The 24,648-nt window shown below is 65.9% G+C and carries 22 protein-coding genes; 10 read left to right on the top strand and 12 right to left on the bottom strand.

Annotated features, from left to right (window positions below):
- Positions 1 to 175 precede the first annotated feature (175 nt).
- The 5 genes from QEP15_RS17275 to QEP15_RS17255 all read left to right on the top strand — a co-directional run bounded on the left by QEP15_RS17275 (position 176) and on the right by QEP15_RS17255 (position 6,172).
- A complete protein-coding gene (locus QEP15_RS17275; RefSeq protein ID WP_056323468.1) occupies positions 176 to 1,474 on the top strand; it encodes an imelysin family protein in 1,299 nt (432 codons plus the stop codon).
- A complete protein-coding gene (locus QEP15_RS17270) occupies positions 1,471 to 2,988 on the top strand; it encodes a di-heme oxidoreductase family protein (protein WP_152385015.1) in 1,518 nt (505 codons plus the stop codon). Before QEP15_RS17275 ends, QEP15_RS17270 begins: the two co-directional genes overlap by 4 nt.
- Positions 2,988 to 4,088 carry an imelysin family protein gene (locus tag QEP15_RS17265; protein ID WP_152385014.1) on the top strand — a complete coding sequence of 367 codons (1,101 nt, stop codon included), beginning with the start codon at positions 2,988 to 2,990 and terminating at the stop codon, positions 4,086 to 4,088. The genes QEP15_RS17270 and QEP15_RS17265 overlap by 1 nt, the downstream gene beginning before the upstream one ends.
- Positions 4,078 to 5,187, top strand: a complete 1,110-nt coding sequence (locus QEP15_RS17260; protein ID WP_175155999.1) for a DUF1513 domain-containing protein — start codon at positions 4,078 to 4,080, stop codon at positions 5,185 to 5,187. Before QEP15_RS17265 ends, QEP15_RS17260 begins: the two co-directional genes overlap by 11 nt.
- A gap of 148 nt (positions 5,188 to 5,335) precedes the next feature.
- Positions 5,336 to 6,172 carry a mechanosensitive ion channel family protein gene (locus QEP15_RS17255; RefSeq protein ID WP_056323479.1) on the top strand — a complete coding sequence of 279 codons (837 nt, stop codon included), beginning with the start codon at positions 5,336 to 5,338 and terminating at the stop codon, positions 6,170 to 6,172.
- Positions 6,173 to 6,288: 116 nt separating this feature from the next.
- On the opposite strand, the gene QEP15_RS17250 is transcribed toward QEP15_RS17255, so the two are convergent.
- Entirely contained in the window at positions 6,289 to 7,050 is a 762-nt protein-coding gene (locus tag QEP15_RS17250) for an IclR family transcriptional regulator (protein ID WP_056323481.1), read from the bottom strand.
- A gap of 161 nt (positions 7,051 to 7,211) precedes the next feature.
- Here QEP15_RS17250 and QEP15_RS17245 point away from each other — a divergent pair, with 161 nt between their 5' ends.
- Complete coding sequence (locus QEP15_RS17245; protein WP_425285959.1) at positions 7,212 to 8,201, top strand: Bug family tripartite tricarboxylate transporter substrate binding protein; 990 nt, start codon at positions 7,212 to 7,214, stop codon at positions 8,199 to 8,201.
- Positions 8,202 to 8,320: 119 nt separating this feature from the next.
- On the opposite strand, the gene QEP15_RS17240 is transcribed toward QEP15_RS17245, so the two are convergent.
- On the bottom strand, positions 8,321 to 9,097 hold the full coding sequence (locus tag QEP15_RS17240; RefSeq protein ID WP_217618499.1) for an RNA methyltransferase: 777 nt from the start codon (positions 9,095 to 9,097) through the stop codon (positions 8,321 to 8,323).
- A 129-nt stretch (positions 9,098 to 9,226) separates the two neighbouring features.
- Between QEP15_RS17240 and QEP15_RS17235 the strand changes: the two genes are divergently transcribed.
- The gene (locus QEP15_RS17235) at positions 9,227 to 10,012 is read left to right on the top strand and encodes an inositol monophosphatase family protein (protein WP_056323489.1); all 786 of its coding nucleotides are present in this window, start codon (positions 9,227 to 9,229) and stop codon (positions 10,010 to 10,012) included.
- Positions 10,013 to 10,073: 61 nt separating this feature from the next.
- Here QEP15_RS17235 and QEP15_RS17230 read toward each other — a convergent pair whose 3' ends face one another.
- From QEP15_RS17230 to QEP15_RS17200, 7 genes are all read right to left on the bottom strand, one after another.
- Positions 10,074 to 11,072: an FAD:protein FMN transferase gene (locus QEP15_RS17230; protein ID WP_280147766.1), complete on the bottom strand. Its 999-nt coding sequence runs from the start codon at positions 11,070 to 11,072 to the stop codon at positions 10,074 to 10,076.
- Between the two features lie 63 nt (positions 11,073 to 11,135).
- Entirely contained in the window at positions 11,136 to 11,645 is a 510-nt protein-coding gene (locus QEP15_RS17225) for a nitrous oxide reductase accessory protein NosL (RefSeq protein WP_217618497.1), read from the bottom strand.
- A complete protein-coding gene (locus QEP15_RS17220) occupies positions 11,642 to 12,472 on the bottom strand; it encodes an ABC transporter permease (RefSeq protein ID WP_056323496.1) in 831 nt (276 codons plus the stop codon). Before QEP15_RS17220 ends, QEP15_RS17225 begins: the two co-directional genes overlap by 4 nt.
- Entirely contained in the window at positions 12,469 to 13,377 is a 909-nt protein-coding gene (locus tag QEP15_RS17215; protein ID WP_152385008.1) for an ABC transporter ATP-binding protein, read from the bottom strand. Before QEP15_RS17215 ends, QEP15_RS17220 begins: the two co-directional genes overlap by 4 nt.
- On the bottom strand, positions 13,374 to 14,687 hold the full coding sequence (locus tag QEP15_RS17210; protein WP_152385007.1) for a nitrous oxide reductase family maturation protein NosD: 1,314 nt from the start codon (positions 14,685 to 14,687) through the stop codon (positions 13,374 to 13,376). Before QEP15_RS17210 ends, QEP15_RS17215 begins: the two co-directional genes overlap by 4 nt.
- A 6-nt stretch (positions 14,688 to 14,693) precedes the next feature.
- Positions 14,694 to 16,610, bottom strand: a complete 1,917-nt coding sequence (gene nosZ / locus QEP15_RS17205) for a TAT-dependent nitrous-oxide reductase (protein WP_056323503.1) — start codon at positions 16,608 to 16,610, stop codon at positions 14,694 to 14,696.
- A 53-nt stretch (positions 16,611 to 16,663) separates the two neighbouring features.
- Positions 16,664 to 18,916 carry a NosR/NirI family protein gene (locus QEP15_RS17200; protein WP_175155927.1) on the bottom strand — a complete coding sequence of 751 codons (2,253 nt, stop codon included), beginning with the start codon at positions 18,914 to 18,916 and terminating at the stop codon, positions 16,664 to 16,666.
- Between the two features lie 267 nt (positions 18,917 to 19,183).
- Here QEP15_RS17200 and azu point away from each other — a divergent pair, with 267 nt between their 5' ends.
- From azu to QEP15_RS17185, 3 genes are all read left to right on the top strand, one after another.
- Complete coding sequence (gene azu, locus QEP15_RS17195; RefSeq protein ID WP_056323506.1) at positions 19,184 to 19,633, top strand: azurin; 450 nt, start codon at positions 19,184 to 19,186, stop codon at positions 19,631 to 19,633.
- Positions 19,634 to 19,837: 204 nt separating this feature from the next.
- A complete protein-coding gene (locus tag QEP15_RS17190; RefSeq protein ID WP_062839210.1) occupies positions 19,838 to 21,424 on the top strand; it encodes a TerC family protein in 1,587 nt (528 codons plus the stop codon).
- Between the two features lie 19 nt (positions 21,425 to 21,443).
- Positions 21,444 to 22,307, top strand: coding sequence for an undecaprenyl-diphosphate phosphatase (locus tag QEP15_RS17185; RefSeq protein WP_056323512.1), 864 nt, complete (start codon positions 21,444 to 21,446; stop codon positions 22,305 to 22,307).
- Positions 22,308 to 22,395: 88 nt separating this feature from the next.
- Here the strand turns inward: QEP15_RS17185 and QEP15_RS17180 are convergent, their stop codons facing one another.
- The 3 genes from QEP15_RS17180 to QEP15_RS17170 form a co-directional block, all read right to left on the bottom strand.
- On the bottom strand, positions 22,396 to 23,169 hold the full coding sequence (locus QEP15_RS17180; protein WP_280147765.1) for a UDP-2,3-diacylglucosamine diphosphatase: 774 nt from the start codon (positions 23,167 to 23,169) through the stop codon (positions 22,396 to 22,398).
- The gene (locus QEP15_RS17175; RefSeq protein WP_056324586.1) at positions 23,162 to 23,671 is read right to left on the bottom strand and encodes a peptidylprolyl isomerase; all 510 of its coding nucleotides are present in this window, start codon (positions 23,669 to 23,671) and stop codon (positions 23,162 to 23,164) included. The genes QEP15_RS17180 and QEP15_RS17175 overlap by 8 nt, the downstream gene beginning before the upstream one ends.
- Positions 23,672 to 23,805: 134 nt before the next feature.
- Entirely contained in the window at positions 23,806 to 24,489 is a 684-nt protein-coding gene (locus QEP15_RS17170; RefSeq protein WP_142054351.1) for a tetratricopeptide repeat protein, read from the bottom strand.
- Positions 24,490 to 24,648 lie beyond the last annotated feature (159 nt).

The following is a 24,648-nucleotide window of genomic DNA, read 5'->3' as shown; positions in this document are numbered from 1 at the left end:
GGGCCGGCAAGACCATTTGCGGCCTGCCGCAGCATACTTTTTTTGTTCAAAAAGTTGTCAGCTATCTGAACAGGGCCTGAATAACAAACGAAAATTGTTTACACTCGCATCCACAAAATTCAAGCCGGAACGGTCCGCCGCGGGGGCGAGCCGTCCGGATTACGGGAGAGATTCGATGCGCAAGTTGCTTTTGGGGGCGGTGCTGGCTGCTGCGGTGTATGGCGGAACGGCGATGGCCGCCGTCGAACCCAAGGCCGTGGTCGCCACGTATTCCGATCTGGCGCTGGCTGGCTACGAGGATTCGCTCACGGCAGCCAAGAAGCTGCGCGAGGCCATCAATGCGCTGGTCGCCAAGCCCAGCGCCGACACCCTGAAGGCCGCGCGCGAAGCGTGGATCGTGGCGCGCGTGCCCTACCAGCAGACCGAGGCCTACCGTTTCGGCAACCCCATCGTCGACGACTGGGAAGGCCGCGTGAACGCTTGGCCGCTGGATGAAGGCCTGATCGACTATGTCGACGCGTCCTACGGCACCGAGAATGACGAGAACGCCTTCTACGCCGTCAACGTCATCGCCAATTCCAAGATCTCGGTGGGCGGCAAGACGGTCGACGTCAGCAAGATCACGCCCGAACTGCTGTCCGAAGTGCTGCACGAGGCCGACGGCAACGAAGCCAACGTGGCCACGGGTTATCACGCGATCGAATTCCTGCTGTGGGGCCAGGACCTGAACGGCACCGGCGCCGCGCCCAAGGACCGCAAGGGCACGCCGCAGGAGCGCCATTCCGGCAACCGCCCGCACACCGACTTCGATCCCAAGCAGTGCACCGGCGGCCACTGCGAACGCCGCATCGAATTCCTGAAGGCCGTGACGGACCTGCTGGTGACCGACCTGGAAGAAATGGTGGGCAACTGGAAGAAGGACGGCGCCGCGCGCAAGGCCGTAGAAGAGGATCCGAAGGCGGGCCTGATCGCCATGCTGACCGGGCTGGGCAGCCTGTCGTACGGCGAACTGGCGGGCGAGCGCATGAAGCTGGGCCTGATGCTGCACGATCCCGAGGAAGAGCACGATTGCTTCTCGGACAACACGCACAACTCGCACTATTACGACCAGATCGGCATCCGCAATGTCTATCTGGGTTCGTACACCCGCATCGACGGCAAGACCGTGTCGGGCGCGAGCCTGTCGGAACTGGTCAAGGCCAAGGATCCCAAGCTGGACGCCGAGGTGCGCGCCAAGCTGGACGCCACGGTCGCGGCCATGCAGGCCATGAAGACCCGCGCCGAGACGGTCGAGACCTATGACCAGATGATCGCGGACGGCAACAAGGAGGGCAACGCGGTGGTGCAGGCAGCCATCGACAGCCTGGTGGCGCAGACGCGCAGCCTGGAGCGCGTGATTACGTTGCTGGAACTGGGCAAGGTTGCCATCGAAGGTTCCGACAGCCTGGACAAACCTGACGCCGTATTCAAGTGAAACTCGTATTAGCCGCCGTACTGGCGGCGTCGGCCCATGCCGGCGCCGCCGCCGCGCCCGCCGCCTCCGGCGGGCGTGACGACCTGACGCCCGAAGACCAGAAGCGCGTCACTGCCATCACGGCGCCCACGCAGGATTTCTCGAAGATCGAATCGTTCGAGACCATGCAGGCCGGCGCCGCCACCACCAACAAGCTCATCAACGCCGACATCTTTTCTCAGCCGTCGGCCAACATGAGCTTTGAAGGCCGCCAGGAATTCCAGGTCGGCAACGGTCTGTTCCGCAAGGACTGGGTGTCCGCGCCCGCGTCCACGCAGGCGTCCGACGGGCTGGGACCGCTCTTCAATGCGCGCTCCTGTCAGGCCTGTCACACCAAGGACGGCCGCGGCACGGTGCCGGGCTTCGATCCGCTGGAACGCACCGACGCCGTCGCCTTGCTGCTGCGCCTGGCCGTGCCGCAAGGCGCGGACCGGGGACATCCCAAGCTGGGCGCCAGCGAGATCGCGGCCTTGCCGGAACCCGTCTACGGCGTGCAGCTTCAGAATTTCGCGGTCGCGGGCCTGCCCGCCGAGGGCCGCATGGAGATCGAGTACGAACCCGTGCCGGTCGCGCTGCGCGGCGGCGAGACCGCCACGCTGATGAAGCCCACCTACCGCATCGAGAACCTGGGCTACGGGCCCATGCGCGCGGACACGCAGATCTCGCCGCGGCTGGCGCCGCCGATGATCGGCCTGGGCCTGCTGGAATCGATCCACGAGGCCGACATCCTGGCGAACATCGGCGCGGACAAGCGCGACGGCATCGTCGGCAAGGCCAACTGGGTCACCGACGCGCGCACCGGCGCGCGGGCGCTAGGCCGCTTCAACCTGAAAGCCGGACAGCCGACGGTCGAGCAGCAAAGCGCCGCGGCGTTCTCCAATGACATGGGCCTGTCCACGCCGATGTTCCCCAAGCATTCCGGCGACTGCACCGCCGCGCAGCCGCAATGCCTGGACATGCCGCATGGCGCGCAGCCGCGCTTCGGCCCGGAGGAAGTGCCGGCCAAGCTGATGGACTTCATCACCACCTATTCGACGAACCTGGCGGTGCCGCAGCGGCGCGATGCGGACGACGCGCGCGTGCTGGCCGGCAAGAAACTCTTCTATGAGGCCAATTGTGTGGCTTGCCACGTGCCCAAGTACGTGACCAGCCGCAATGCCAAGCAGCCGGAACACCGCTTCCAGCTCATCTGGCCGTACACCGACATGCTGGTGCACGACATGGGCGACGACCTTGCCGACGGCGTGAGCGACGGCATGGCCACCGGCCGAGAATGGCGCACGCCGCCGCTGTGGGGCATCGGCCTGACCAAGACCGTCAATCCCAACGCCACCTGGCTGCATGACGGGCGCGCCCGCACGCTGCTGGAAGCCGTGCTGTGGCACGGCGGCGCGGCTAAGCCCGCGCGCGACCGCGTCGTGAACATGACGCCCGACGAACGCGCGGACCTGATCCGCTTCCTGGAGTCGCTGTGATGGCCCGTTCTGTCCGCCTTCCGTTCAAGCGCGCCGCGGCCGTGGCGCTGATGCTGGCGGCACCGCTGTCTGCGCCGATTGCCGCGCAGGCCGCCTTGCCCGCCGACCTGGGTGAACGCCTGGCGCGCGATTACGCGCGGCCCGCGGTGGCCAAGATGACGGATGCCGCCGCGGCCCTGGAAGGGGCGCTGGGCGGCTGGTGCTCCAAGCCTGACGCGGCAGGCGCCAAGCGCGTCGGCGATGCCTTCGGCACGCTGGCGCACGCGTGGTCCGGTGTCGAGATCCTGCGCTTCGGCCCGCTGGTGCAGGCCAACCGCTTCGAACGGCTGGCGTTCTGGCCCGATACGCGTGGCGTGATGCCCCGCCAGGTGCAGGCGCTGATCGCGGCCCAGGACGACGCGCTGCTCCAGCCCGGCGCGCTGGCCGGACGCAGCGTGGCGGTGCAAGGCCTGCCCGCGCTGGAATATGTGCTCTATGGCGAACCGGATCTGCTCAAGCAGACCGGCGCGCCTGGTTTTGCCTACGCCTGCGGCTATGCCACGGCCATCGCGTCCAACGTGGCGAGCATCTCGCGCGATGTGGGCGAGGCCTGGAGCCCGCAGGGCGCGTTCGGCCGCCAGTTCGCCGCGCCCAAGCCGGGCAACGACCTGTACCGCAGTTCGCAGGAGGTGGCGGCCGAGGCCATGAAGGCCTTGTCGACCGGCCTGCAGTTCGCGCGCGACGTCAAGATCGTACCGGTGCTGGGCGATTCGCCGCAGGCCGCTCGGCCCAAGCGGGCGGCGTTCTGGCGCAGCAATCTGTCGACCAGCCTCTTGGCCGCCAACGTGGATGCGCTCAAGGCGTTCTATGTGGCGGGCGCGTACCCGCTGCCGGCGGGCGAGGGCTGGATGGATGCGTCGGTGCGGAGCGAGTTGTCCAGCGCGGCGCAGACGCTGCGCGAGGTGCCGGTGCCGCTGGATGCGGCGCTGGCCAGTGAAGAGGGACGCCGTCTGCTCATGCTGGCATCGCTGACGCTCAAGAACGCCAAGGCCATCGTTGACGAGAACCTGGCGCCTGCGCTGGGCGTGACCATTGGGTTCAATGCGCTCGATGGTGATTGACCGGCGCCGGTTCCTGGCGCTGGCCGCCGCGCTGGGCTTGCCGCCCGCCGCCGCGCGCGCCGCAATGCCAGCCGATGGCGGGCCGCTGTACCTGACCGCGCGCAAGCGCGGCGGGCGCGACGAGGCCGTGGTGCTGGACGAGACCGGCCGCGACCGCCTGGCCATCCCGATGCCTGCCCGCGGGCACAGTTTTGCGATCGATGGCGCCGCTGGGCGCGCGGTCGTGTTCGGCCGCCAGCCGGGCTTTTTCGCGCTGGGGTTTTCGCTGACCGGAGGCGAGCCGGTGGCGCTGGCGCTGCCCGACGACCGTCACTTCTTCGGCCACGGCGCGTTCGTGCAAGGCGGGCGGCTTCTGGCCGCCACGGAAAACGACTTCGAGGCCGGGCGCGGCGTGCTGGGTCTGTACGACGCCACGCCGGGCGGCGATTACCGGCGCGTGGGCGAGTTCGACGCCGGCGGCATCGGTCCGCACGAAGTCGTGCTGCTGCCTGACGGCAAGACGCTATGCGTGGCCAATGGCGGCATCCTGACGCATCCAGACTACGGCAAGCTGGAATTGAACCTGGACACCATGCGGCCGTCGCTCGCGTATATCGACGCGGCCACCGGCCAGCTGCTGGAAAAGGTGGAGCTCGCGCCATCGCTGCATCGGCTGTCGATCCGGCATCTGGCGCAGGCGGCCGATGGCGCGGTGTGGTTCGGTTGCCAATACATGGGGCCGGCGGCCGACCGGCCCGCGCTGGTCGGACGGCACCGCCGCGGCGCGGCGCTTGAACTGTTCGAAGGACCGCCCGAGACGCTGCGCAACATGCGCAACTACGTCGGCTCCGTCGCGGTCGATGCCGCAGGCGGCATCGTGGCCACGTCCAGCCCGGTTGGCGGGCAGGTGATCTACTGGGATGCCGCCAGCGGCAAATGCCTGGGGACCACCGCGCTTGCCGACGGCTGCGGCGTCGCGCCCGCCGCGCAAGACGGCTTTCTGGTCACGAGCGGTTTGGGCGCGATGATCCGCACCGACGCTCAAGGCAGGGAAAAGCCGGTCCTGCCGCCGTCGCGCGATGTCTCCTGGGACAACCACTTTCGCATCGTGCCTGCGTAACGCGGCTTTGCCTGCCGGCGCCGGAAGACCTATGCTGCAGGTCGGTTCTCTTTACAAAGCCTGACACTCCCGCCAGGCGCCGCGCCGTTTTGCGCAAGCCGCTTCTGATACATTCTTCCGTCGATTTTTTTTCGCAGGAGGTTCCTCCATGGATGAGGCCGTAAAAGAGTTCTATCTGTGGGCGCCCAGGCTGATGGACATGGGCATCAATCTGCTGGTTGCCTTGCTTATCCTGGGCATCGGCTGGTGGGTGTCTTCGTTGCTGGGCGGTTGGGTCCGCCGGGCCGCCACGCGGTCGCCCAAGATCGATCCCACGATCGTTCCCATGTTCTCCACGACCGTGATCTGGGCGGTACGCATCTTCACGGTGATCGCGGTGCTGGCGCGCTTTGGCGTGCAGACGGCCAGCCTGATCGCGGTGCTGGGCGCCGCCGGTCTTGCCGTCGGCCTGGCCTTGCAGGGCACGCTGCAGAACATCGCGGCCGGCATCATGCTGCTGATCCTGCGTCCCATCCGCGCCGGCGAATACATCGCCCTCAGTTCGGGCGCCGACGGCACGGTCGAGGAGGTGGGCCTGTTTCTCACGCGTCTCGTGCAGGGCGATGGCATTCATCTCACGCTGCCCAACAGCACGGTATGGAACGCCACCATCACCAACTACAGCCGCAACAAGACGCGCCGTCTGGATATCCCCGTGCCGGTGCGTTATGGCGACGATCTGGATGCGGTGGTCGCCAAGCTGCAGCAGATAGTGGATGCGCGTCCCGATGCGTTGAAGGATCCGGCGCCTCAGGTCAAGGTGTTCGACTACAAGGAAAACGGCGTCACCGTGAACGTGCGCGTGTGGGCCGAGTCGGGCAAGTACTGGGAATTGCGCTGGAGCCTGTACCAGGAAATCCGCCGCGCGCTCGAAGAGGCCGGCTTCCAGGCCCCGATCCCGCTTCGCGAGATCCAGAACCCCAAAACCGGCGCCGCCGCTTCCTGAACGAGGCGCGCAGGGCGTCAGGCATGAAAATGGGAGCCTCGCGGGGCTCCCATTTTTTTACGTCTCGGCTTCGTGGCTTTTTTCAGTGCATGAATGCGACGCGGCCGATCCCCGGTTCAGGCCGGCATCGCCAGCCGGGCCAGTTCCGTCTTGATCCAGCCTGCGATCTCGCGCTGGCGTTGCGCGGGCATGCGGTCGATGATGGCCGTGACGCTGACCGCCAACAGGGGCGCGCCCTGCGCGTCCAGCAGCGCGCAACCCACGCCCAGGGCGCCGCGTACCGCATGGTTGCCCACCACGGAATAGCCGCGCGCACGGGTGTTTTCGATGAGGCGGAACATCTCTTGCGGCGTCATGCCGCCGTACTCGTCCAACCGGCCTGAGTTGCGCTCGACGATGCCGCGCGCCACGTCGTCGGGCAGGGCCGCCAGCAGCGCCATGCCGCCCGATCCCACGCCCAGCGGCTGGCGCTTGCCCGCGTACGTGGCCAGGATCTGTACGGGATAGCTGCCGATCTCGCGATGCAGGCTGATGGAATCGTCTTCTTCGCGCACCACCAGGAACACGGCGTCGCCGGTGCGGTCGGCCAGGCGGCGCAGCACGGGCAGCAGCTGGCGCACGCGCGGGTCGCGCGAACGCGTGTCCGGGTCCACGGCGAGCTGAGCGCGGTACTTCTTGGTGCCCGTGACCGGCAACACCAGGCCGGCGTCCAGCAGCGCTGCCAGCAACCGATAGATGGTGGGACGCTGAATGCCGGTCAACCGGGCAATGTCGGTCACGCTCAGGCCGTCCGGGCCTTGGTCACGCAGGGCGGCCAGCACGGCCAACCCACGGCGTAGCGTGCGTGGGCCGGCGGACGCGGCATCGCTGTCTTGCATGCAAATCTCTGAAAACTAAGGGTTATCAACGAACGGACGAGGGAAAACCATTGTCCGTAGGGTGGACTCTACCTTGATGCCATCCGCATGTATAGCGCAGAATGCGTTCATCCAATAATTCAAATCGTCCATCTAATGGACAGTACCTGCACGGAGACACTATGACTACAGGTCACAAGCCTGGCATGCGGCGTCTGGCCGCCACCCTTCTGGCCACCGCCGCAAGCGCATTTGCAATGGGTTCCGCCCACGCTGCCTATCCCGACAAGCCCGTCCGTATCGTGGTCGGTTTCTCGGCCGGCGGCACCACCGACGTGATCGCCCGGATCATGGCCAAGGAACTGACCGAGTCCCTCGGCCAGTCGTTCGTGGTTGAAAACAAGCCGGGTGCTGGCAGCAATATCGCCACCGACCAGGTCATGCGCGCCACGCCCGACGGCTACACGCTGCTGTTCGTGGCGGTGACCAGCGCGATCAACCAGACCCTGTACAAGAACGTCTCGTTCGACCTGACGAAGGACTTCGCACCGGTCGCAGTGGGCGCCAAGGTGCCGAACATCCTGGTGGTCAATCCCCAGGTCCCGGTCAAGTCCGTGAAGGAATTGGTCGACTACGCCAAGAAGAATCCGGGCAAGCTGGCTTTCGCCTCGTCCGGCAGCGGCACCTCCATCCACATGGCGGGCGAGCTGTTCAAGATGAAGGCGGGCATCGACGTCCTGCACGTGCCGTACAAGGGCAGCGCCCCGGCCATGACCGACCTGATCGGCGGCCAGGTGCAATTCATGTTCGACAACATGCCGTCGGCCTGGCCGCACGCCCAGTCGGGCAAGCTGAACGCGCTGGCCGTGACCACCCGTGAGCGCTCCAAGAGCGCGCCGGACCTGCCGACCATGCAGGAATCGGGCTTTGCGGACTTCGACGTGTCGTCCTGGTTCGGCCTGCTGGCCCCGGCCGGCACGCCGCCGGAAGTGATCAACAAGCTCAACGCCGCCATGCAGCAGGCGCTGGACAAGCCCTCTGTGCAGACCAGCTTTGAAAAGCTGGGCGCCGTGGGCGTGAAGACCACGCCGGCCGAATTCGGCCAGTTCATCAAGTCGGAAGTCGACGGCTGGGCCCCCGTGGTCAAGGCCTCGGGCGCCAAGGTGGACTGATCGGCATGACCGCCGGCGATCTGCCGGCGGACGGGCCAAACAAGAAGGGACGGGCAATGCCCGTCCCTTTTTTATTCGTGCGTTTGGCAATGCCGTTGCCGGCCTGCCGGTTTCGGCCGCTATTTCTTCTTGGCCGCGTTCAGCATCGCCGTGCAGACGCCACGCATCATGTCCACCTCGTCGCGGGTGAGCGACAGGCGCGAATACAGATGGCGCATGCGCGGCATCAGCTTCTTGGGGTGGGCGGGGTCCAGGAATTGCACGCCGACCAACGCTTCTTCCCAGTGGGCAAGAAAGGCCTGCACCGCCTCGCTGGAAGCCGGAGCCGCGCCGCGCGAGGGCTCCTGGGCGGTCGAGCGGGGCAGCAGCTCGGCTCCTTGGTCCACCAGCAGGGCGTAACGCAGCTCCCAGGCGGCCAATTGCAGCGCCTGGGCAACGTTCAGCGAGCTGTACTCGGGATTGGCCGGGATATGGCAGATACGGTGGCACAGCGCGATCTGCGCGTTCGTCAGGCCGGCGCGCTCGGTGCCCAGCACCACGGCGGCCACGCCCTCGGCCGTGTCCGCCAGATGCGCGCAGGCCAGGTCGGCCGCCTGCCGGATGTCGCAAGGCGGAGGGCCCAGGTCCCGGACCCGGGCAGTCAGCGCAAACGCCAGCGTGACGGGCGCCAGGGCTTCTTCCAGCGTCGGATAGATGCGGGCGTTTTCAAGCACGTCCAGCGCGCCGCTGGCCAGCGCCACGGCCTCCGGCTGGCTTGTTACATCCGGGAATTTGGGGTCCACCAGGACCAGTTCCGAGAAGCCCATCGTCTTGATTGCGCGGGCCGCGGAACCGACGTTTCCGGGGTGGCTGGGGTTCACCATTACGAAGCGAACACGTGAAAATGCTTGAGTCATTTAAAATGGCACGTTTGGCTTCGTGCCTTCCTGGTTTTTTGGGTCGATTTCCCCGTGGGGGCGACGGCGCGGCGGGGGGCGGCAAGCGGCCTATCATCAAGCCAACTCATCGCATACGTACGGAATTTTATGCACCCGATGCTCAACATCGCCATCAAGGCGGCCCGGCGTGCCGGCACCATTATCAACCGTGCCAGCATGGATTTGGAACGACTCAGCGTGGCTCGCAAGGGTCCGCGCGATTATGTCACGGAAGTCGATCGGGCCGCCGAAGAGTCCATCGTCGAAACGCTGCACGCGGCCTATCCTGACCACGCCGTTCTGGGCGAGGAGTTCGGCCTGCAGGGTCCTGACCAGGCGGAATTCCAATGGATCATCGATCCGCTGGACGGCACCACGAACTTCATCCACGGCCTGCCCAACTATGCCGTGTCGATCGCGCTGACGCAGCGCGGGCAGGTCACGCAAGCGGTCATCTATGATCCCTCGCGCAACGAACTCTTCACGGCCAGCCGCGGCAGCGGCACGTTCCTGAACGACCGCCGCGTGCGCGTATCGGGCCGTACCCGCTACCACGATGCGCTCTTGGGCGCGCACTGGCCCAACGCCGGCGACCCCGAACAGGGTTCGCAGCGTTTCCGCCAGATGGCCGAAGGCGCCACGGGCGTGCGCCGCCTGGGTTCCACCGTGCTGGATCTGGCCTACGTGGCCACCGGCCGCCTGGACGGTTTCTGCGGCGTGGGTCTGAAGCCCTGGGACCTGGCTGCGGGCAGCTTGATGGTCCTGGAAGCCGGCGGCCTGGTCGCCGATTTCGACGGCGAACAAGGCTGGATGGACAGCGGCAACGTGCTGGCCGCCAGCCCCAAGATCTTCACGCAGATGCTTGCCACGCTGAACCCGCCGTCTGCCGCCTGATCGGCGCGGCGCAATGAAAAACCGGCCCTCGTGGCCGGTTTTCTTTTATCAGACGGGTGGATCAGGCGTCGCCGGTCTGCGTAATCAATTGCCCGTCGGGCAGCACCATCCACGCTTGCACACCCAGGCGTCGCACCAGCTGCGCGGTGCGATCTAGCGGCATGTTCGAGAACGCGGTCGACAACGCATCGGCCGCGGTTGCCGTGGACGCCATGACCGACACGCTGCGGTACAGCGGCCGCGCCTGGCCGCTGTGCGGATCGAAGAGATGCGAATACCGCCCCTCGGCGTCGAACGGCGTGCCGTAGCCGCCGGACGTGGCAAGCGCCTGGTTGCTGACCGACACCTGCGTCAGGATCTGGTCCGGTGACAACGGGTCGGCCAGCCCGACGCGCCAGCCCGTTGCGCCGGCCGATTCATCCAGGCCGCGGATTTCGCCCATATCGACCAGCGCGCGCTCCAGCCCGGCATGGCGAAGCAGGTCCGTCACACGGTCCGTGATGTAGCCCTGGGCGATGCCGTTCAGCGTAAGCGCCATGCCTGGCTGCAGGCGGATGCGTTGCGGGTCGACCTCGATGCCTTGGTAAGACACGCGCTGCAGGGCCGCGGCAATGTCGGCCTTCGCCGGCCCGGCCGCCGATGCCCCCGGCCGCGCGAAGTGATCGGCGTACACACGCCACAACGGCTGCACGGAGGGATCGAAGAGGCCGCCGGTCAGTTCGGCGTAGTGCTGGCTTTCGCTCAGCAGCCGGACAAGATCGGACGGCGGATCGGCCAGATACCCCTGGCGGTTCAGGACCGACAGCGCGCTGTCGTCGCGATACAGGCTGAATACCCCTTCCAGCCGCCGAAGTTCTTGCCGCGCCTGTTCGATCAGCCGTTCGGCCGCCTGGCGGTCGGGATGGTACAGCCGCAGTTCCGCATCGGCGCCCAGCGCCACGCCTTGCCAGCGCGTGGGGGCGATGGCCGCTTGCGCGCGGCGCCATAAGCTGGGGGCGAGGGCCAGCGCGGATGACGCGGCGACGATACCGAGGAAGCGGCGGCGGGTGGGACGGTTCATGGCGTTATCTACTGAAAGGGCGCGAGGGGCAGGGAGGCTTCGAGGCAGGGCGGCGGCCGATCGCTATTGGGCAAACACGTAGTCCTCGGGCACGTCGGCAAAGCGCACGACGCGGCCGCCGTGGGCCTGGGCGAAGGCAATCGCCCGGGTTTGATCCGAAAACGGCATGGCGTCTTCGGCGCCCATGCCGCCAAGAAAGCTGGAACCAATGACATAGAACGCCTCGCGGGCGTCCACCCAGGCTTTCGGGTCGGCGGCGCCGTCGGGCCCCGCGGCCGCCATGTCGTTGACGTAGATAGCGGCAAGCCCCTTGGGTTCCTCGGGCAGCCGGGTGTAGGCAAAGACCTGTTTGATCGAAGAGAACCACACCGGCGCCGCGCGGCCCTTGACGAATATCTGGCCTTTCGGCCCCGCATGGTCCTTGAGCATCATCCCGCAGTAGTGGCCGACGGCGTCGGCGGACACCGCCTGGGGCGCGGGCGGCGGCGCGGCGGGTTCGTCGCCGCCGCAGGCTGAAATCGCCAGCATGATGGCCGAGAAGGCCGTTATTGCGGCCCAACGTTGCAGCGTCATAGTTGTTTCCTCCGGAAGCAGAAGGCCGCCAGAAGGAACGGCACCGCGATCCACAGCAATTGCGCCGCCACCAGCAACGGCACGGGCATCTGGGCCTGGTCGCTGACGCCCGCCATGCCGGCGTACATGGAGATGTTCTCGAAGCCCGTCAGGTTCAGCAGGCGGTACACGTCGGACGGGTTGGCCAGCAGCAGCGCGTTGAGCATGCCCGGCGTGACGTGACGGCCCTGGTCCGCCGCCAGCACGCCCAGCAGGCCCATGTCGTAGATGACGACAAAGAACAGCCACACGCCCAGCGCGATGCCCGCCGCCGTCGCGCGTTCTCGCACCAGCGTGCTGATGAGGTAGCCCATCGCCAGAAAGCTCGCGCCCAGCAGCACGCTGGCCCCGATCAGCATGGCAAAGGGCCGCCACGCGCCGGCATCCATGCCGCCATAGACCCATTGCAGCGCCAGTCCTGCCGACCCGTAGCCCGCGCCGGTGGCAATGGCCAGGATGGCCAGGTGGCCGATGAACTTGCCCATGATGACCTGCCATCGCGACACCGGATAGCTGAGCAGCAGGGCCATGGTGCCGCGGTCGACCTCGCCGACGATCGCGTCATAGGCCAGCAGCATGGCGATGAGCGGCACCAGGAAGATGGAAAGACTGGACAGGCTGACCACCGTCACGGTCAGGGGATCGACCTTGACTGCGCCAGTGGGAGCGCTGCCCAAGAGGCCCAGCGCCAGCGCCAACGCGGCCAGGAGGACAGAGGTGGCAAGGACCCAGCGGTTGCGCAGGCCGTCGCGGATTTCCTTGCCGATGATTGTGCTTACGGCGTTCATGCGTCTTCCCGTTCAAGCAGGTGGGCGTAGATGTCGTCCAGCCCGGGAACCTGGATGTCCAGGTCGCCGATGGGCGCCCGGATGGCGCCGATGCTGCGGATGGCCTCGACTTTGTCCGATTCGTGGCACAGCCGCTCATAGCGGCCGGCCTCGATCTGCCGCCAGGCCGAGGAGGGCGGCGGGGCGGCCGCATCGTCCGGCCCAAGCGTCACGCTGATGCGGATCGGCAGGCCGGTATCGCGCCGCAACGCGGACATGCCGCCGTCGGCGATCTTCACGCCCGCCTTCATGACGACGATGCGGTCGGCATGGCCAGCCAGTTCCGACAAGGCGTGCGTGCTGAGCAGGATGGTCGCGCCGCTGGCGCGCAATTCATGCACGATCTCGTAGAACTTGAGCCGCGACGCGGGGTCCAGACCGGTGGTGGGCTCGTCGAACAGCAGGATGCGCGGTTCGCCCAGCAGCGCCTGCGCCAGCGCCAGCCGTTGGCGCATGCCTTTGGAATAGCCGCCCACGCGGCGGTGCGCCGCGCCGGAAATGCCCACCTTTTCAAGCAGTTCCGCGTTGCGCTTCAGTGGTTGGCGCTTCAGGCGCGCATAGAACGCCAGGGTTTCGGCGCCCGTCATCGCGGGATGCAGCGCCACGGTTTCAGGCAGGTAGCCGATCCGGTCCCGCAGTCGCGCGGCAGCCGGGCTGTGCGCGTCCTGGCCAAACAGCGTGACGCGCCCGTGCGTGGGGCGGATCAGGCCCAGGATCAGCTTGATCAGCGTGCTTTTGCCTGCGCCGTTGTGACCGGCCAGCGCCACGCATTCGCCTTCGCGCAGGTCCAGGTCCAGGACGCTGATGGCCCGGTGGTCGCCATAGTGTTTGCTGACGCCCGAAAGCGTCACCAGTGGAGTGCTCATTGGATGTCCTCGGCGCGTTTCGCGCCGGTTTTTGCGCCGCGCGGCCTGGCGGGCTTCATCAGCGGCGCGCTATCGATCACGCCGCCCGGCAGGATCGCGGGAAACTGCGATTGCGCCCAGCGCACCACCGAGATGGCGGGGCTGTTGAGCAGGATGCGCGCGGCCGGGGCGCGCCACAGCAGCTGGTCCACCACGTCGTTAGGGCGGTAGGCCGTGTCGGCGATGCCGTCGCCGTCCAGGTCGAAGGCGGTGTTGTCGCTCCAGTAGTTGCCGCGGCCACCGTCCGACCATTCCATCACCCGCGTGCCCACGTACTTGACCTGGTTGCGGTTGTTGATGAAGGCGTTGCCCGAGATGCGGTTGCCTTCGGAGCCCGCGGTGAAATGGATGCCGATGCCGCAGTTGGAAAAATGGTTGTCCGCAAAGCGGTTCTTGTTGGCGTTGTAGATGAACACGCACTTGGCCGAGCCATCGACGGTGTTGCCCGAGATGTCCGAGTCGTTGGCGTAGTTCATCATCAGGCCCTGCTCGACGTTGTTCACGGCCTCGTTGCCGGTGACGATCAGGCGGTGCGAATACATGATGGCAAAGCCGATGTCGTTGCCGGTGGACACGTTGCCGCTGATCTCGCTGTCGTTCGTGTACATGTAGTGCACGCCGTAGCGCAGGTCGTGGAAGCGGTTGCCGGTGAAGCGGTTCTGCTTGCTGGTGTTCACGAAGATGCCGTCGCGGCCGGCGGAAATGTCGTTGTCCACCACCGCGCTGCCGGGCGTGTTCCACAGGGACACCCCGTTGCCACGCTCGGCCACGCGCAGTTCCTGGTTGCCCACGATGCGGTTGCCCCGCACCATCGCATCCTGCGGACCCCACACATACACGCCGAACAGGTTGTCCAGGATGTCGTTGTGTTCCACCACGGCGCGATGCGCGGTGCGGTCCAGGAAGATGCCCGCGTCCATGGCGGGCAGATCCAGCCCCGAGCGCGTGACGGTCAGATGGCGCAACGATACGTCCGCGGCCTTGACCCACAGCGTGCGTCCTTGGCGCGTGCCGGCGATGATGGCGGATCGGTCCTGCGGTCCTTCAAGGGTGAGCGGCTTGTCGATGACGACGGCGCCCGCGTAGGACCCCGGCGCCAGACGCAGCGTGTCGCCCGGTTGCGCCTCGGCGACGGCCTGCGCCAGGTCCGCGCCCGCCGCCACGTCCAGCGTGGCGGCCGCGGCGGCCCCGTGCAGGGCCGGGCCGAAGCCGGCCAGCACGATGCCGGCCGCGGCCCATGCCGCGAGTCGCAAGGTTGCGATGGCAGCCATGGATCGTTACGCGGACTTCTTGGGGTGCACGATCATCTGGCCGGACATTTCCATGTGCAGCGCGTGGCAGAACCACTGGCAGTAGTACCAGTAGATGCCTGGGCGGTCTGCCTTGAACGTCACGGACGACGTGGCCTGGGGTCCGATTTCCATTGCGATGCCGTGGCCTTCCAGCGTGAAGCCGTGCGTCAGGTCTTCGATCACTTCCATGTTGGTCACGAACACCGTGACTTCGTCGCCCTGGTTGACCTCGAACTGCTTCAGGCTGAACATGGGCGCGACCGCCATCATGTACACGCGCACCTTGTTGCCGTCGCGCACCACCTTGGCGGCGTCCTCCAGCGACACGCCGTCCTTCTTGGCGATCTGGCGGGCGTCTTCCCACATGGGGTCGTCGCGCTTCCAGACGCTGATCGGGTTGATCTTGGAGCGGTGCACCAGGCACATGTCGTGCGGCTCGGCAAAGCTGGGGCCGTCATGCACAAGCTTCATTTCGTCGCCGGAAATGTCGATGAGCTGGTCGTTCTCGGGCTTGAGCGGGCCCACGTTCAGGAACCGGTCCTTGGAGAACTTGTTCAGCGACACCAGCCACTTGCCGTCGGCTTCCTTGGTTTCGCCCATGGTCGAGTGGTTGTGGCCGGGCTGGTAGTGCACGTCCAGCTTCTGGATGATCGGGTCGACCTTTTCGCCCTTGTAGGCGCGCTTGGCCTTGTCGATGTTCCACTTGACCATCTGGCTGTCGATGAACAGCGTGGTGTAGGCATTGCCGCGGCCGTCGAACGCGGTGTGCAGCGGGCCCAGGCCAAGCTGCGGTTCGGCCACGACGCAGTCGCGCGGCTTGATCTTGTCGGCGAACAGATCGTCCAGCTTGCGCACGTCGATCACCGTCACGGTGGGCGACAGCTTGCCGTTCAGCATGAGGTGGATGCCGTCGGGCGCGGCGTTGCAGCCGTGGGGCGAGTTGGGCACCGGGATGTAGCGCGTGTACTTGGAACCGTGCCGGCCATCGACGACCGGCACGCCGCCCATCGTCTTGAAGTCGCCGTCCTTGACGGCCTGCTCGATGCGCTTGATGTTGAAGACCACGACCCAGTCCTGCTCGTTGGCCGACATCTCTTCGACGGTGACGCCTTTCTCGGAGTTGTAGCAGGTGGCAAACGAATACTTGCCCTGGTAGTCGGCATCGCCGTTGTCCAGGTTGCCGTCGACCAGCACCTGCCACGCCACCTTCATGGTGTCGCCGTCCAGCGCCGTGTAGACGGAGAAGAAGTTCTTCTTCGGGTCGTCCAGCACCTTGCCGTCGTTGGGCAGGGGAATGATGTGCTCGCCGTTGGCAAACACGTAACCGGTGCGCGGATAGCGCTGCGGACGCAGGCCGTGCACGCCCGATACGTTGGGCAGCTCGGTGATCTTGTCGGTCTTCATCACGTCAAGGCGGATGCGCGCGACGCGGTTGTTGGCCTTGTCGTTGATGAAGAGGTAGCGGCCGTCGTAGGTCTGGTCGGTGAACGACAGGTGCGGGTGGTGGGCGTCGCCGTTGGGGAACACGCCGCCCTTGTCCTTCAGGAACTCGCGGGTTTCGGGCGTGAGGCCGTCGGTCAGGATCTTGCGGCTTTCGTTGGTGCGGCCCCAGCCCGTGGCGCTGCATTGATTGAAGACGGGGATGCGCACCAGTTCGCGCATCGACGGCAGGCCCAGCACGCGGACTTCGCCCGACTGGCCGCTGGAGTTGAACGCGTAGTATTCGTCCAGTTCACCCGGCGCGACGTGCCCGAGCACGCCGCCGTTGCCGGACTTGGCGTCCTTGCCGTGCGCGGTGGACATCTGCGCCCCGGCAACGAGGCCGGCCGCGCCGGTGATGGCTGCGGTGCCCAGGAAGCTGCGGCGGGTAAGGCCGGCTTTTTCGGGGGTCTTGTCGGACATGGATAACTCCTAGGTAGTGGCGGCGCGGTGCGCCGCGGTACGAAAATCGTGTTTCACGATTCCGGGTTGGGGCGATTCGCCGGGGTGGGGCTGGGCATGCGGTGCAGAACGACTTCGTGCACCGCCGGCTCCGGGGGCGGCGCCGGGCGCCGTTCGCGCTTGGCCTGCTTCTGGATCAGGTGAGGGCACTTCTGCTTGTGGTGGTACAGCATCTGGCAATGCAGGCACTGGATGCACTCGTTCGGGTTGATTTCGCCGGAGGGGTCGATGGCCTGGACGGGGCATTCGATGTTGCAGCGCTGACAGGGGTTGCCGCAGTCGCGGTAGCGCTTGAGCCAGTTGAAGATGCGCAGCCGGGCGGGGATGGCGAGGGCGGCGCCCAGCGGGCACAGGTAGCGGCAGAAGAAGCGCTCGATGAACAGGCCCGCGACAAGCAGCGCCACGGCGAACAGCACGAAGGGCCAATGACGCACGAAGTGCAGGATGATCGCGGTCTTGAAGGGCTCGACTTCGGCGAGCTGCTCGGCGACCGCCAGGTCATACAGCGAGAAGCCGAAAAGCAGCAGGAAGATCACATACTTGAACGTGGACAGCCGCTGCGCCACACCGTGGCGGATCTTCAGCTGACGCACGCCCAGCCGCCGCGCGATGCGGTTGGTCAGTTCCTGCAGCGCGCCAAACGGGCACAGCCAGCCGCAGAACGCGCCGCGGTTCCAGAACACCATGGAGATGGCGGTGGCGCACCACAGGATGAACACCAGCGGGTCCATCAGGAAGTATTCCCAGCGGAAATCGGTGCGCAGGGCAGAGAAGAACGTCAGCACGTTCACGATAGACAGCTGCGCCTGGCCGTACCAGCCGATCCAGAACAGCGCGAAGGCAAGGAACGCCAGGCGCAGGCGGTCGTGCAGCAGCGGGCGCGACGTGAGCTGGTCCTGGAAGAAGAAGATGCCGACGAGCACCGTCAGGGCAACGGTCAGGATGGCGATCTGGCCGGCCTTGCCCTGCCAGATCTGCTTCCACAGCGCGGGCGCGGAATCGGCCTCGGGCGCGGTCGCGGGCGAAGCTTGCGCCGGGCTGGGCGCGGAGGCGGCCGGGGGCGCGACGGAGCGGGTGTAGGCCTGGGGCAGTTCGTAGGGCAGATCGAACGTGACAAATGCCTTGTCCGACACGCTGAGCACGCGCTGCACCATCAGTTGCAGGCGCCACGGCTTGACTGGGTCGAGGGACGCGTCTTCAGGCACCACAAAGAGGGCGACTTCGCGCAGCGCCGGCGCGCCCTTGGCGTTGACGTCGGCCAGACGCTGGTGGTTGCGGTCGCGAAAGCGAAAGGCGCTTTCGTCCTGGATGACTTCGATGCGGTCGAAGATGCCGCCGCGCACGTAGCCCGATCCCTTGAAGGAATACAGGCCGTTGCCCGCCACCAGCACGGCCTGCTGGCCGGGCTTCAAGCGTTCTTTCAGGCGCTGCCAGCCGATGTCGCCCAGCAGGCTGCGGCCGATGGACGGCGCGCTGACCAGCGCCGCATACAGATCGATGAAGGTGTCGTCGGGGCCGCCTTCGCCGTGTTCGGCGGCGTCTTTGCGGCCGGATCGCAGGAACGCCTGATTGACGTCGTCGGGCGTCAGGCGCAGGTTCTTCACGGCGCCCGCGTCGAGCAGTTCCTGCCAGCTCTGCACCGTGTCCTTGTCCTCGTCCAGGACGCGCGTGGCGGCCGGTTGCGCCGCCGGGCGCGCCGCGCCGGACTTGTCGATGCCGTGCGCGCGCGCCACCGCGATGGCCGATCGGGTGATGGTGTCGCCGATCACCATCAGCGTGACGGTGGCGCCGCTGACGATGTCCACGGGCGGCGGCGCGCCGTGGCGGGGCGGGGACTCGACGAAGTTCAGGCCGACGTAGCCCTGGATGAAGTGGTCGACCTTGGACTGGGGAATGCCGATCAGCACGATGGGCTCGTGGTGCTCGACGAGCTTTGCGCCCATGATGCGGCCGTTGTCCGAAAGCCCCACCAGCACGTCGATCGGCTTGCTGGAGTATCCGCGGGTGTTGACTACGTCGGTGGTGAGATAGACCAGACCCAGTTGTTTGCCGCCCGCATAGACGCGGGCGACGGCGGGCTTGCCTTCGACGGGCCCGGTGCGGTCGGCGCCGGGAAAGATATCGGTGATGGGCGTGGCGGCCAGGAATTCAGGCAGGCGTTGCGCCTGCGCCGCTGGCGCCAGGAACAGACAGGAAAGCCAAAATGCAATCAACGCGGCTTGAACGTATCGTGCGACCCGGTGGTGAACTTCGGTACTGCCGCGCATGCTGAACTCTATTCGTCGTGTTTGCTTACAGGCATCCTACGAACATGCACCCGGCACCGGATTGCGGTTTGTCAATTTGGCCCTTTGAATGCTTAATAGCCCTACGAAATGTAGGGGAAGTTCCTTAGTTTTGGGGGGTATGCGGGGTAGGGCTTGATGGATGTCAAGCGATCGATGGGAAGGCGGTCCTACACTGGTCCGCGGCGGCAACGGCGTCTGCATATGGCTGGCGTACGTGCATCGACCGCTGTGTCATCGGAGAATTTCATGCTGGCAAAAGCCACCCTCGCCATCCTTCTTTCCGCCACCAGCCTGCCCGTGCTGGCCGCGCAATGTGAAGCCACCGTCGAAAGCAACGACGCCATGCAGTTCAACGTCAAGGAAATCGTCGTCGACAAGAGCTGCAAGGAATTCACGGTCACCCTCAAGCACGTCGGCAAGATGGCCAAGGTCGCCATGGGCCACAACTGGGTGCTCACCAAGGAAGCCGACAAGCAGGGCGTCGCCACCGACGGAATGGGCGCCGGCCTCGCACAGGATTACGTCAAGGCGGGCGACACCCGCGTCATCGCCCACACCAAGGTCATCGGCGGCGGCGAATCCGACTCCGTCAAGATCGACGTCTCCAAGCTCGCCGCGGGCGAAAACTACGCATTCTTCTGCTCCTTCCCCGGCCACTGGGCCATGATGAAGGGCACGCTGAAAGTCGGCGGCTGATACGCCGACGGGTCTGTTGAGACAAGCAAGAGCCGGCCGGGGGGCCGGCTTTTTCATTGCCGGGCCGCTCCGTTCAGGCGCTTGCAAGCCTTAGTCCTTTCGGGCCAAAGCCTCTGTCCATCAGGCTTACGGAGGGGATACGTCACCGGCATGTCACGGATTTTCCATGTACGATTACCGGTCGTGTAACTTCTGGAGCTCCTGATGGAGTGGCTGCTGGACCCCGCTGCGTGGGTCGGCTTGCTTACCCTGGTCGTCCTAGAGATCGTCCTGGGCATTGATAACCTGATTTTCATCGCCATCCTGGCGGACAAGCTGCCGCCCGCGCAGCGCGATCGCGCACGCATCATGGGCCTGAGCCTCGCGCTGATCATGCGCCTGGGCCTGCTGTCCGTCATGTCCTGGCTGGTCACCCTGACCACCCCGCTGTTCAATATTGGTCCCCTGTCGCCCTCGGGGCGCGACCTGATCCTGATGGTGGGCGGCCTGTTCCTGTTGTTCAAAGGCACCATGGAACTGCACGAGCGCCTGGAAGGCAGCGGGCACGCTGGCGCTTCCGGCCCGCGCGTCTATGCCAGCTTCTGGGTGATCGTCACGCAGATCGTGGTGCTGGATGCGGTGTTCTCGCTGGACTCGGTCATTACCGCCGTCGGCATGGTGGATCACCTGGCCATCATGATGATCGCGGTCATCATCGCCATCGGCATCATGCTGATCGCGTCCAAGCCGCTGACGCGCTTTGTCAACGCCCACCCCACGGTGGTGGTGCTGTGCCTGGGCTTTTTGCTGATGATCGGCTTTTCGCTCCTGGCCGAAGCCTTCGGCTTCAAGGTGCCCAAGGGGTATTTGTACGCGGCCATCGGCTTTTCGGTCGCCATCGAGGCGCTGAACCAGGTCGCCCGCCGCAATCTGCTCAAGCTGGATGCGCGCCGTCCGATGCGCGAACGCACGGCGTCGGCCGTGCTGCGCATGCTGGGCAAGCGGCCGCCCGCCAGCGACGAACCCGATCTGCCGCACGCCGACGGCCCGTCCGTCCAGGCGTTCGGGGTCGAGGAACGCAACATGGTCAGCGGGGTACTGACCCTGGCCGAGCGCTCCATCCGGTCCATCATGACGCCGCGCACCGACGTGTCCTGGATCAACATCGACGACGATCCCGAGAACATCCGCCGCCAGCTCACCGAGGCGCCCCACAGCTTTTTCCCGGTGTGCCGCGGCTCGTTCGACGAAGTGCTGGGCATCGGCCGCGCCAAGGACCTGATCGCCGACCTGATCACCGAGGGCAGGGTGCGCCGCAACCGCCTGCGCGATCCCATCATCGTGCACGAGTCGATCGGCATCCTGCGTCTCATGGACACCCTCAAGCGCTCGCGCGGCCAGCTCGTGCTGGTGGCCGACGAATTCGGCGCCATCGAAGGCTTGGTGACGCCCATCGACGTCTTCGAGGCCATTGCCGGCGAATTCCCCGACGAGGACGAACTGCCCGACATCGTGGCGGATGGCGAAAACACCTGGAAGATCGATGGGGCGGCCGACCTGCACCACGTCGAACAGGTGCTGGAAACCGAAGGCCTGGTCGACGACGCCCAGGACTTCTCCACGCTTGCGGGCTACCTGCTCTCGCGCTTCGGACATCTGCCCAAGCCGGGCGACGTCTGCGAATACCAGATCCACCACCAGCATTTCCGTTTCGAAGTCCTGGAAATGGACGGCCGCCGCATCGCGCTCGTGCGCGTCGAAAAGCGCCCGCAAGAGCATTTCCCTGACGAATCCTCCCTAGCCAACGACTAACAGAAAGAGACCCCAGCCCGTGACCGAGAACACGCTCTATCTGATCAAAGCATTCATCCTGGGCATCCTGGAAGGCCTGACGGAATTCATTCCCGTGTCCAGCACGGGCCACCTCATCCTGGTCGGCGACTGGCTGAATTTCGATTCGGGCGACGGCAAGGTGTTCGAGGTGGTCATCCAGCTGGGATCCATCCTTGCCGTGATGTGGGTCTTCCGGGCCCGACTGCTCCAGCTCATTCGCGGCACGCTGACCGGCGTGCCCAGCGAGGTGGCCTTCACCCGCAACCTGATCCTGGCCTTCCTGCCCGCTGCGGTGATCGGCGCGATCTTCATCAAGACCATCAAATCGGTGTTCTACCACCCGGCAGTGGTGGTGGTGACGCTCGTGCTGGGCGGGCTGATCATGCTGTACGTCGAACGCCGCACGCGCCATACGCCGGGCGACGCGCCGGGCGCGGCGGACGACACCGCGTCCGACGAACGCGCATCGGCCCACACGCTGGAGCAGATCACCTGGAAGCAGGCGCTGGGCGTGGGCGTGGCCCAGTGCTTCGCCATGATTCCCGGCACCTCGCGCTCGGGCGCCACCATCATCGGCGGCATGATCGCGGGCATCCAGCGCAAGACGGCCACCGAGTTCTCGTTCTTCCTGGCCATGCCGACCATGCTGGGCGCGGCGGCCTACGACATGTACAAGAACTTCGGCCTGCTGACCCAGCACGACCTGTCCGGCATCGCCGTGGGCTTCGTCGCCGCATTCCTGAGCGCGATGGTGGTGGTGCGCGCCGTGTTGCGGTTCGTGGCCAACCACACGTACCGCGTTTTCGCCTGGTACCGGATCATCTTCGGCGGCGTCGTGGCCGCCTGGATCTTCACACGTTGATGCCTTCCCCGCCACGGCGGGGCGCAGAATACACAAGGGCCGCTTTTTCAAGCGGCCCTTGTGTTTGACTTGCGCGGTACGGCAGCGGCTACGCTTCTGTTTCCAGATCATAGAACTGCAATCCGTCTCGGTCGATGACCAGCCAGCCGCCGCGCGGGGGCGACACGTGGTCGCAGTCCCAGTCGGGCAGCACCCAGCGTTCGCGTTTTTCGCCGTCGACCTCCAGCACGTGGCGCGCGGGGCGATGCGTGTGGCCATGCACCAGCACGCGCACGCCCGATTCGCGGAAGATCGATTCGATGGCGCCCGCGTTGACGTCCATGATCTCCATGGACTTCGTCTGGTTGGCCGCCTGGCTTTCGCCGCGCGCCTGCTGCGCCATGGCCAGCCGCTCGGGGATGGTCTTGGCCAAAAATTCGGCCTGCCATTGCGGATTGCGGACCATCTGGCGGAATTGCTGATAGGCGGCGTCGTCCGTACAGAATTCGTCGCCGTGCGTCAGCAGGATCGAGCCGAAATCGGTTTCCAGCAGCGCCGGCTCGGGCAGCAGTTGCGCGCCTACGGCCTTTGCCAGTTCCTCGCCGATGAGGAAATCGCGGTTGCCGCGTCCCAGCCAGACCGGGATGCGGGCTGCCGTGGTCTTCAACGCCGCCAGCACCGTGGCAAGCCACGGCGGGGCGGCGCGGATCACGTCGTCGCCGATCCAGGCGTCGAAGATGTCGCCGGGCAGCAGCAGGGCTGCCGCCTCTTCTTGCGCAACCTGCAGAAAGGCCAGGAAGGCCTCCGAGGTGGCCGGCGTGGCCTGCCCCAGGTGCAGGTCCGATGCCAGCCAGACCGGGCCGGGCAGCGTGATCTTATTCAAGAACTTCGGCCTTCTCGATGATGACGTCTTCGTTCGGCACGTTCTGGTGGAAGCCCTTGTTGCCGGTCTTCACGCCCTTGATCTTGTCGACCACGTCCTGGCCTTCGGTGACGGCGCCGAACACGGCATAGCCCCAGCCGTTCGGCGTGGGCGACGTGAAGTTCAGGAAGTCGTTGTTGGACACGTTGATGAAGAACTGGGCGGTGGCCGAGTGCGGGTCGCTGGTGCGGGCCATGGCCAGGGTGTACTTGTCGTTCTTCAGGCCGTTGTTGGCCTCGTTTTCGATCGGGGCGTGGGTTTGCTTTTGCTTCATGCCGGGCTCGAAGCCGCCGCCCTGGATCATGAAGCCGTCGATCACGCGATGGAACACCGTGCCGTTGTAGAAGCCTTCCTTGACGTAGGTCAGGAAGTTTTCGACGGACTTGGGCGCCTTGGCGGCGTCCAGGGTGATGACCATGTCGCCTTGGTTCGTTTGAAGCTTGACGCGGGGATTGGTGCTCATGGTTTTGGTGCCTTCGGAGGTGGAGGGGGAAGAAGAGGCTGCCGGGGCGGCGCTGACCAGCGCCGGTGCGAATGCAGCCAGCGCGAACGAGCACGCCGTCAGGCGCAGCAGGTGTAGAGGGGAGTAACGGGACATCATTTGCCTTGTTTATCCTTCAACATTGTTTCAACTTCGCGGACCTTTTCGCGCATGCCGGGCACGCCGTCGCCGGCGGCTTCCTTGTAGGTGCGCAGGGCCTGCAGCAACTGCAGGTCGCCCAGGTTGGCGCGGGCTGCCGCGTAGTTCGGGTCGGCGCGCAGGGCCATCTGCAAGGCATCCTGCGCCCGGTCGAGTTCACCGCGGCTTGCATATAGAGCCGCCAGGTTGTTCCAGGGTTCCGGCAATTCGGGGAACCGCGTCGTCATGTCGTTGTAGATGTCGATGGCTTCGTTCGTGCGCTTGAGCGCCGCCAGGGCGCGCGCATGCTGGAACATGAGCTGGACATCGGTGCCGCGCTGGTCCTTGATCTCGGCCTCGCGCTTTTCGATCATCGCCAGCGCCTTCTCGTTATCGCCGCGGTTCAAGAGAAGCTCGATGTGCGTCGTGATCTGGGAGGCGGACGGGGTCAGGCGCGTATCCACGCTGGGCTTGGCGGCCTCCAGCAGCTTGGCCAGGGCGTCCCAGCCGCCTTCGGGCGGGATGGGGTCCAGGGTGGTGCGAGTGGCGTTGGGGTTTTCGCCCGCGCCACCGCTCATCGACTGGGCGATGGCGACGCCCGCGGGCGAGCTGGCCAGGGCCAGGGCGAGCAGGGCAACGCAAAAACGCGGCTTGATAGTCACGTGTGGGTTCCGTTAAAAGTCTTGGCCGGCCGGCGCTTACGCGCTCGACCGGGCCGCTTGCTATACTTGACGACCACCATTTTAGCCCCGGTTGGGTTTTGGCTCGACCATCGCGTTCAGGGCAGGAAGGGAAAGCAGGTCGCGAAGTCATTCTTTTTA

Source organism: Achromobacter mucicolens (assembly GCF_029866465.1).
Lineage (GTDB): Bacteria > Pseudomonadota > Gammaproteobacteria > Burkholderiales > Burkholderiaceae_B > Achromobacter > Achromobacter mucicolens.
The sequence above is the reverse complement of the archived record's forward strand: the minus strand, read 5'-3'. Positions and strand labels throughout refer to the sequence as shown.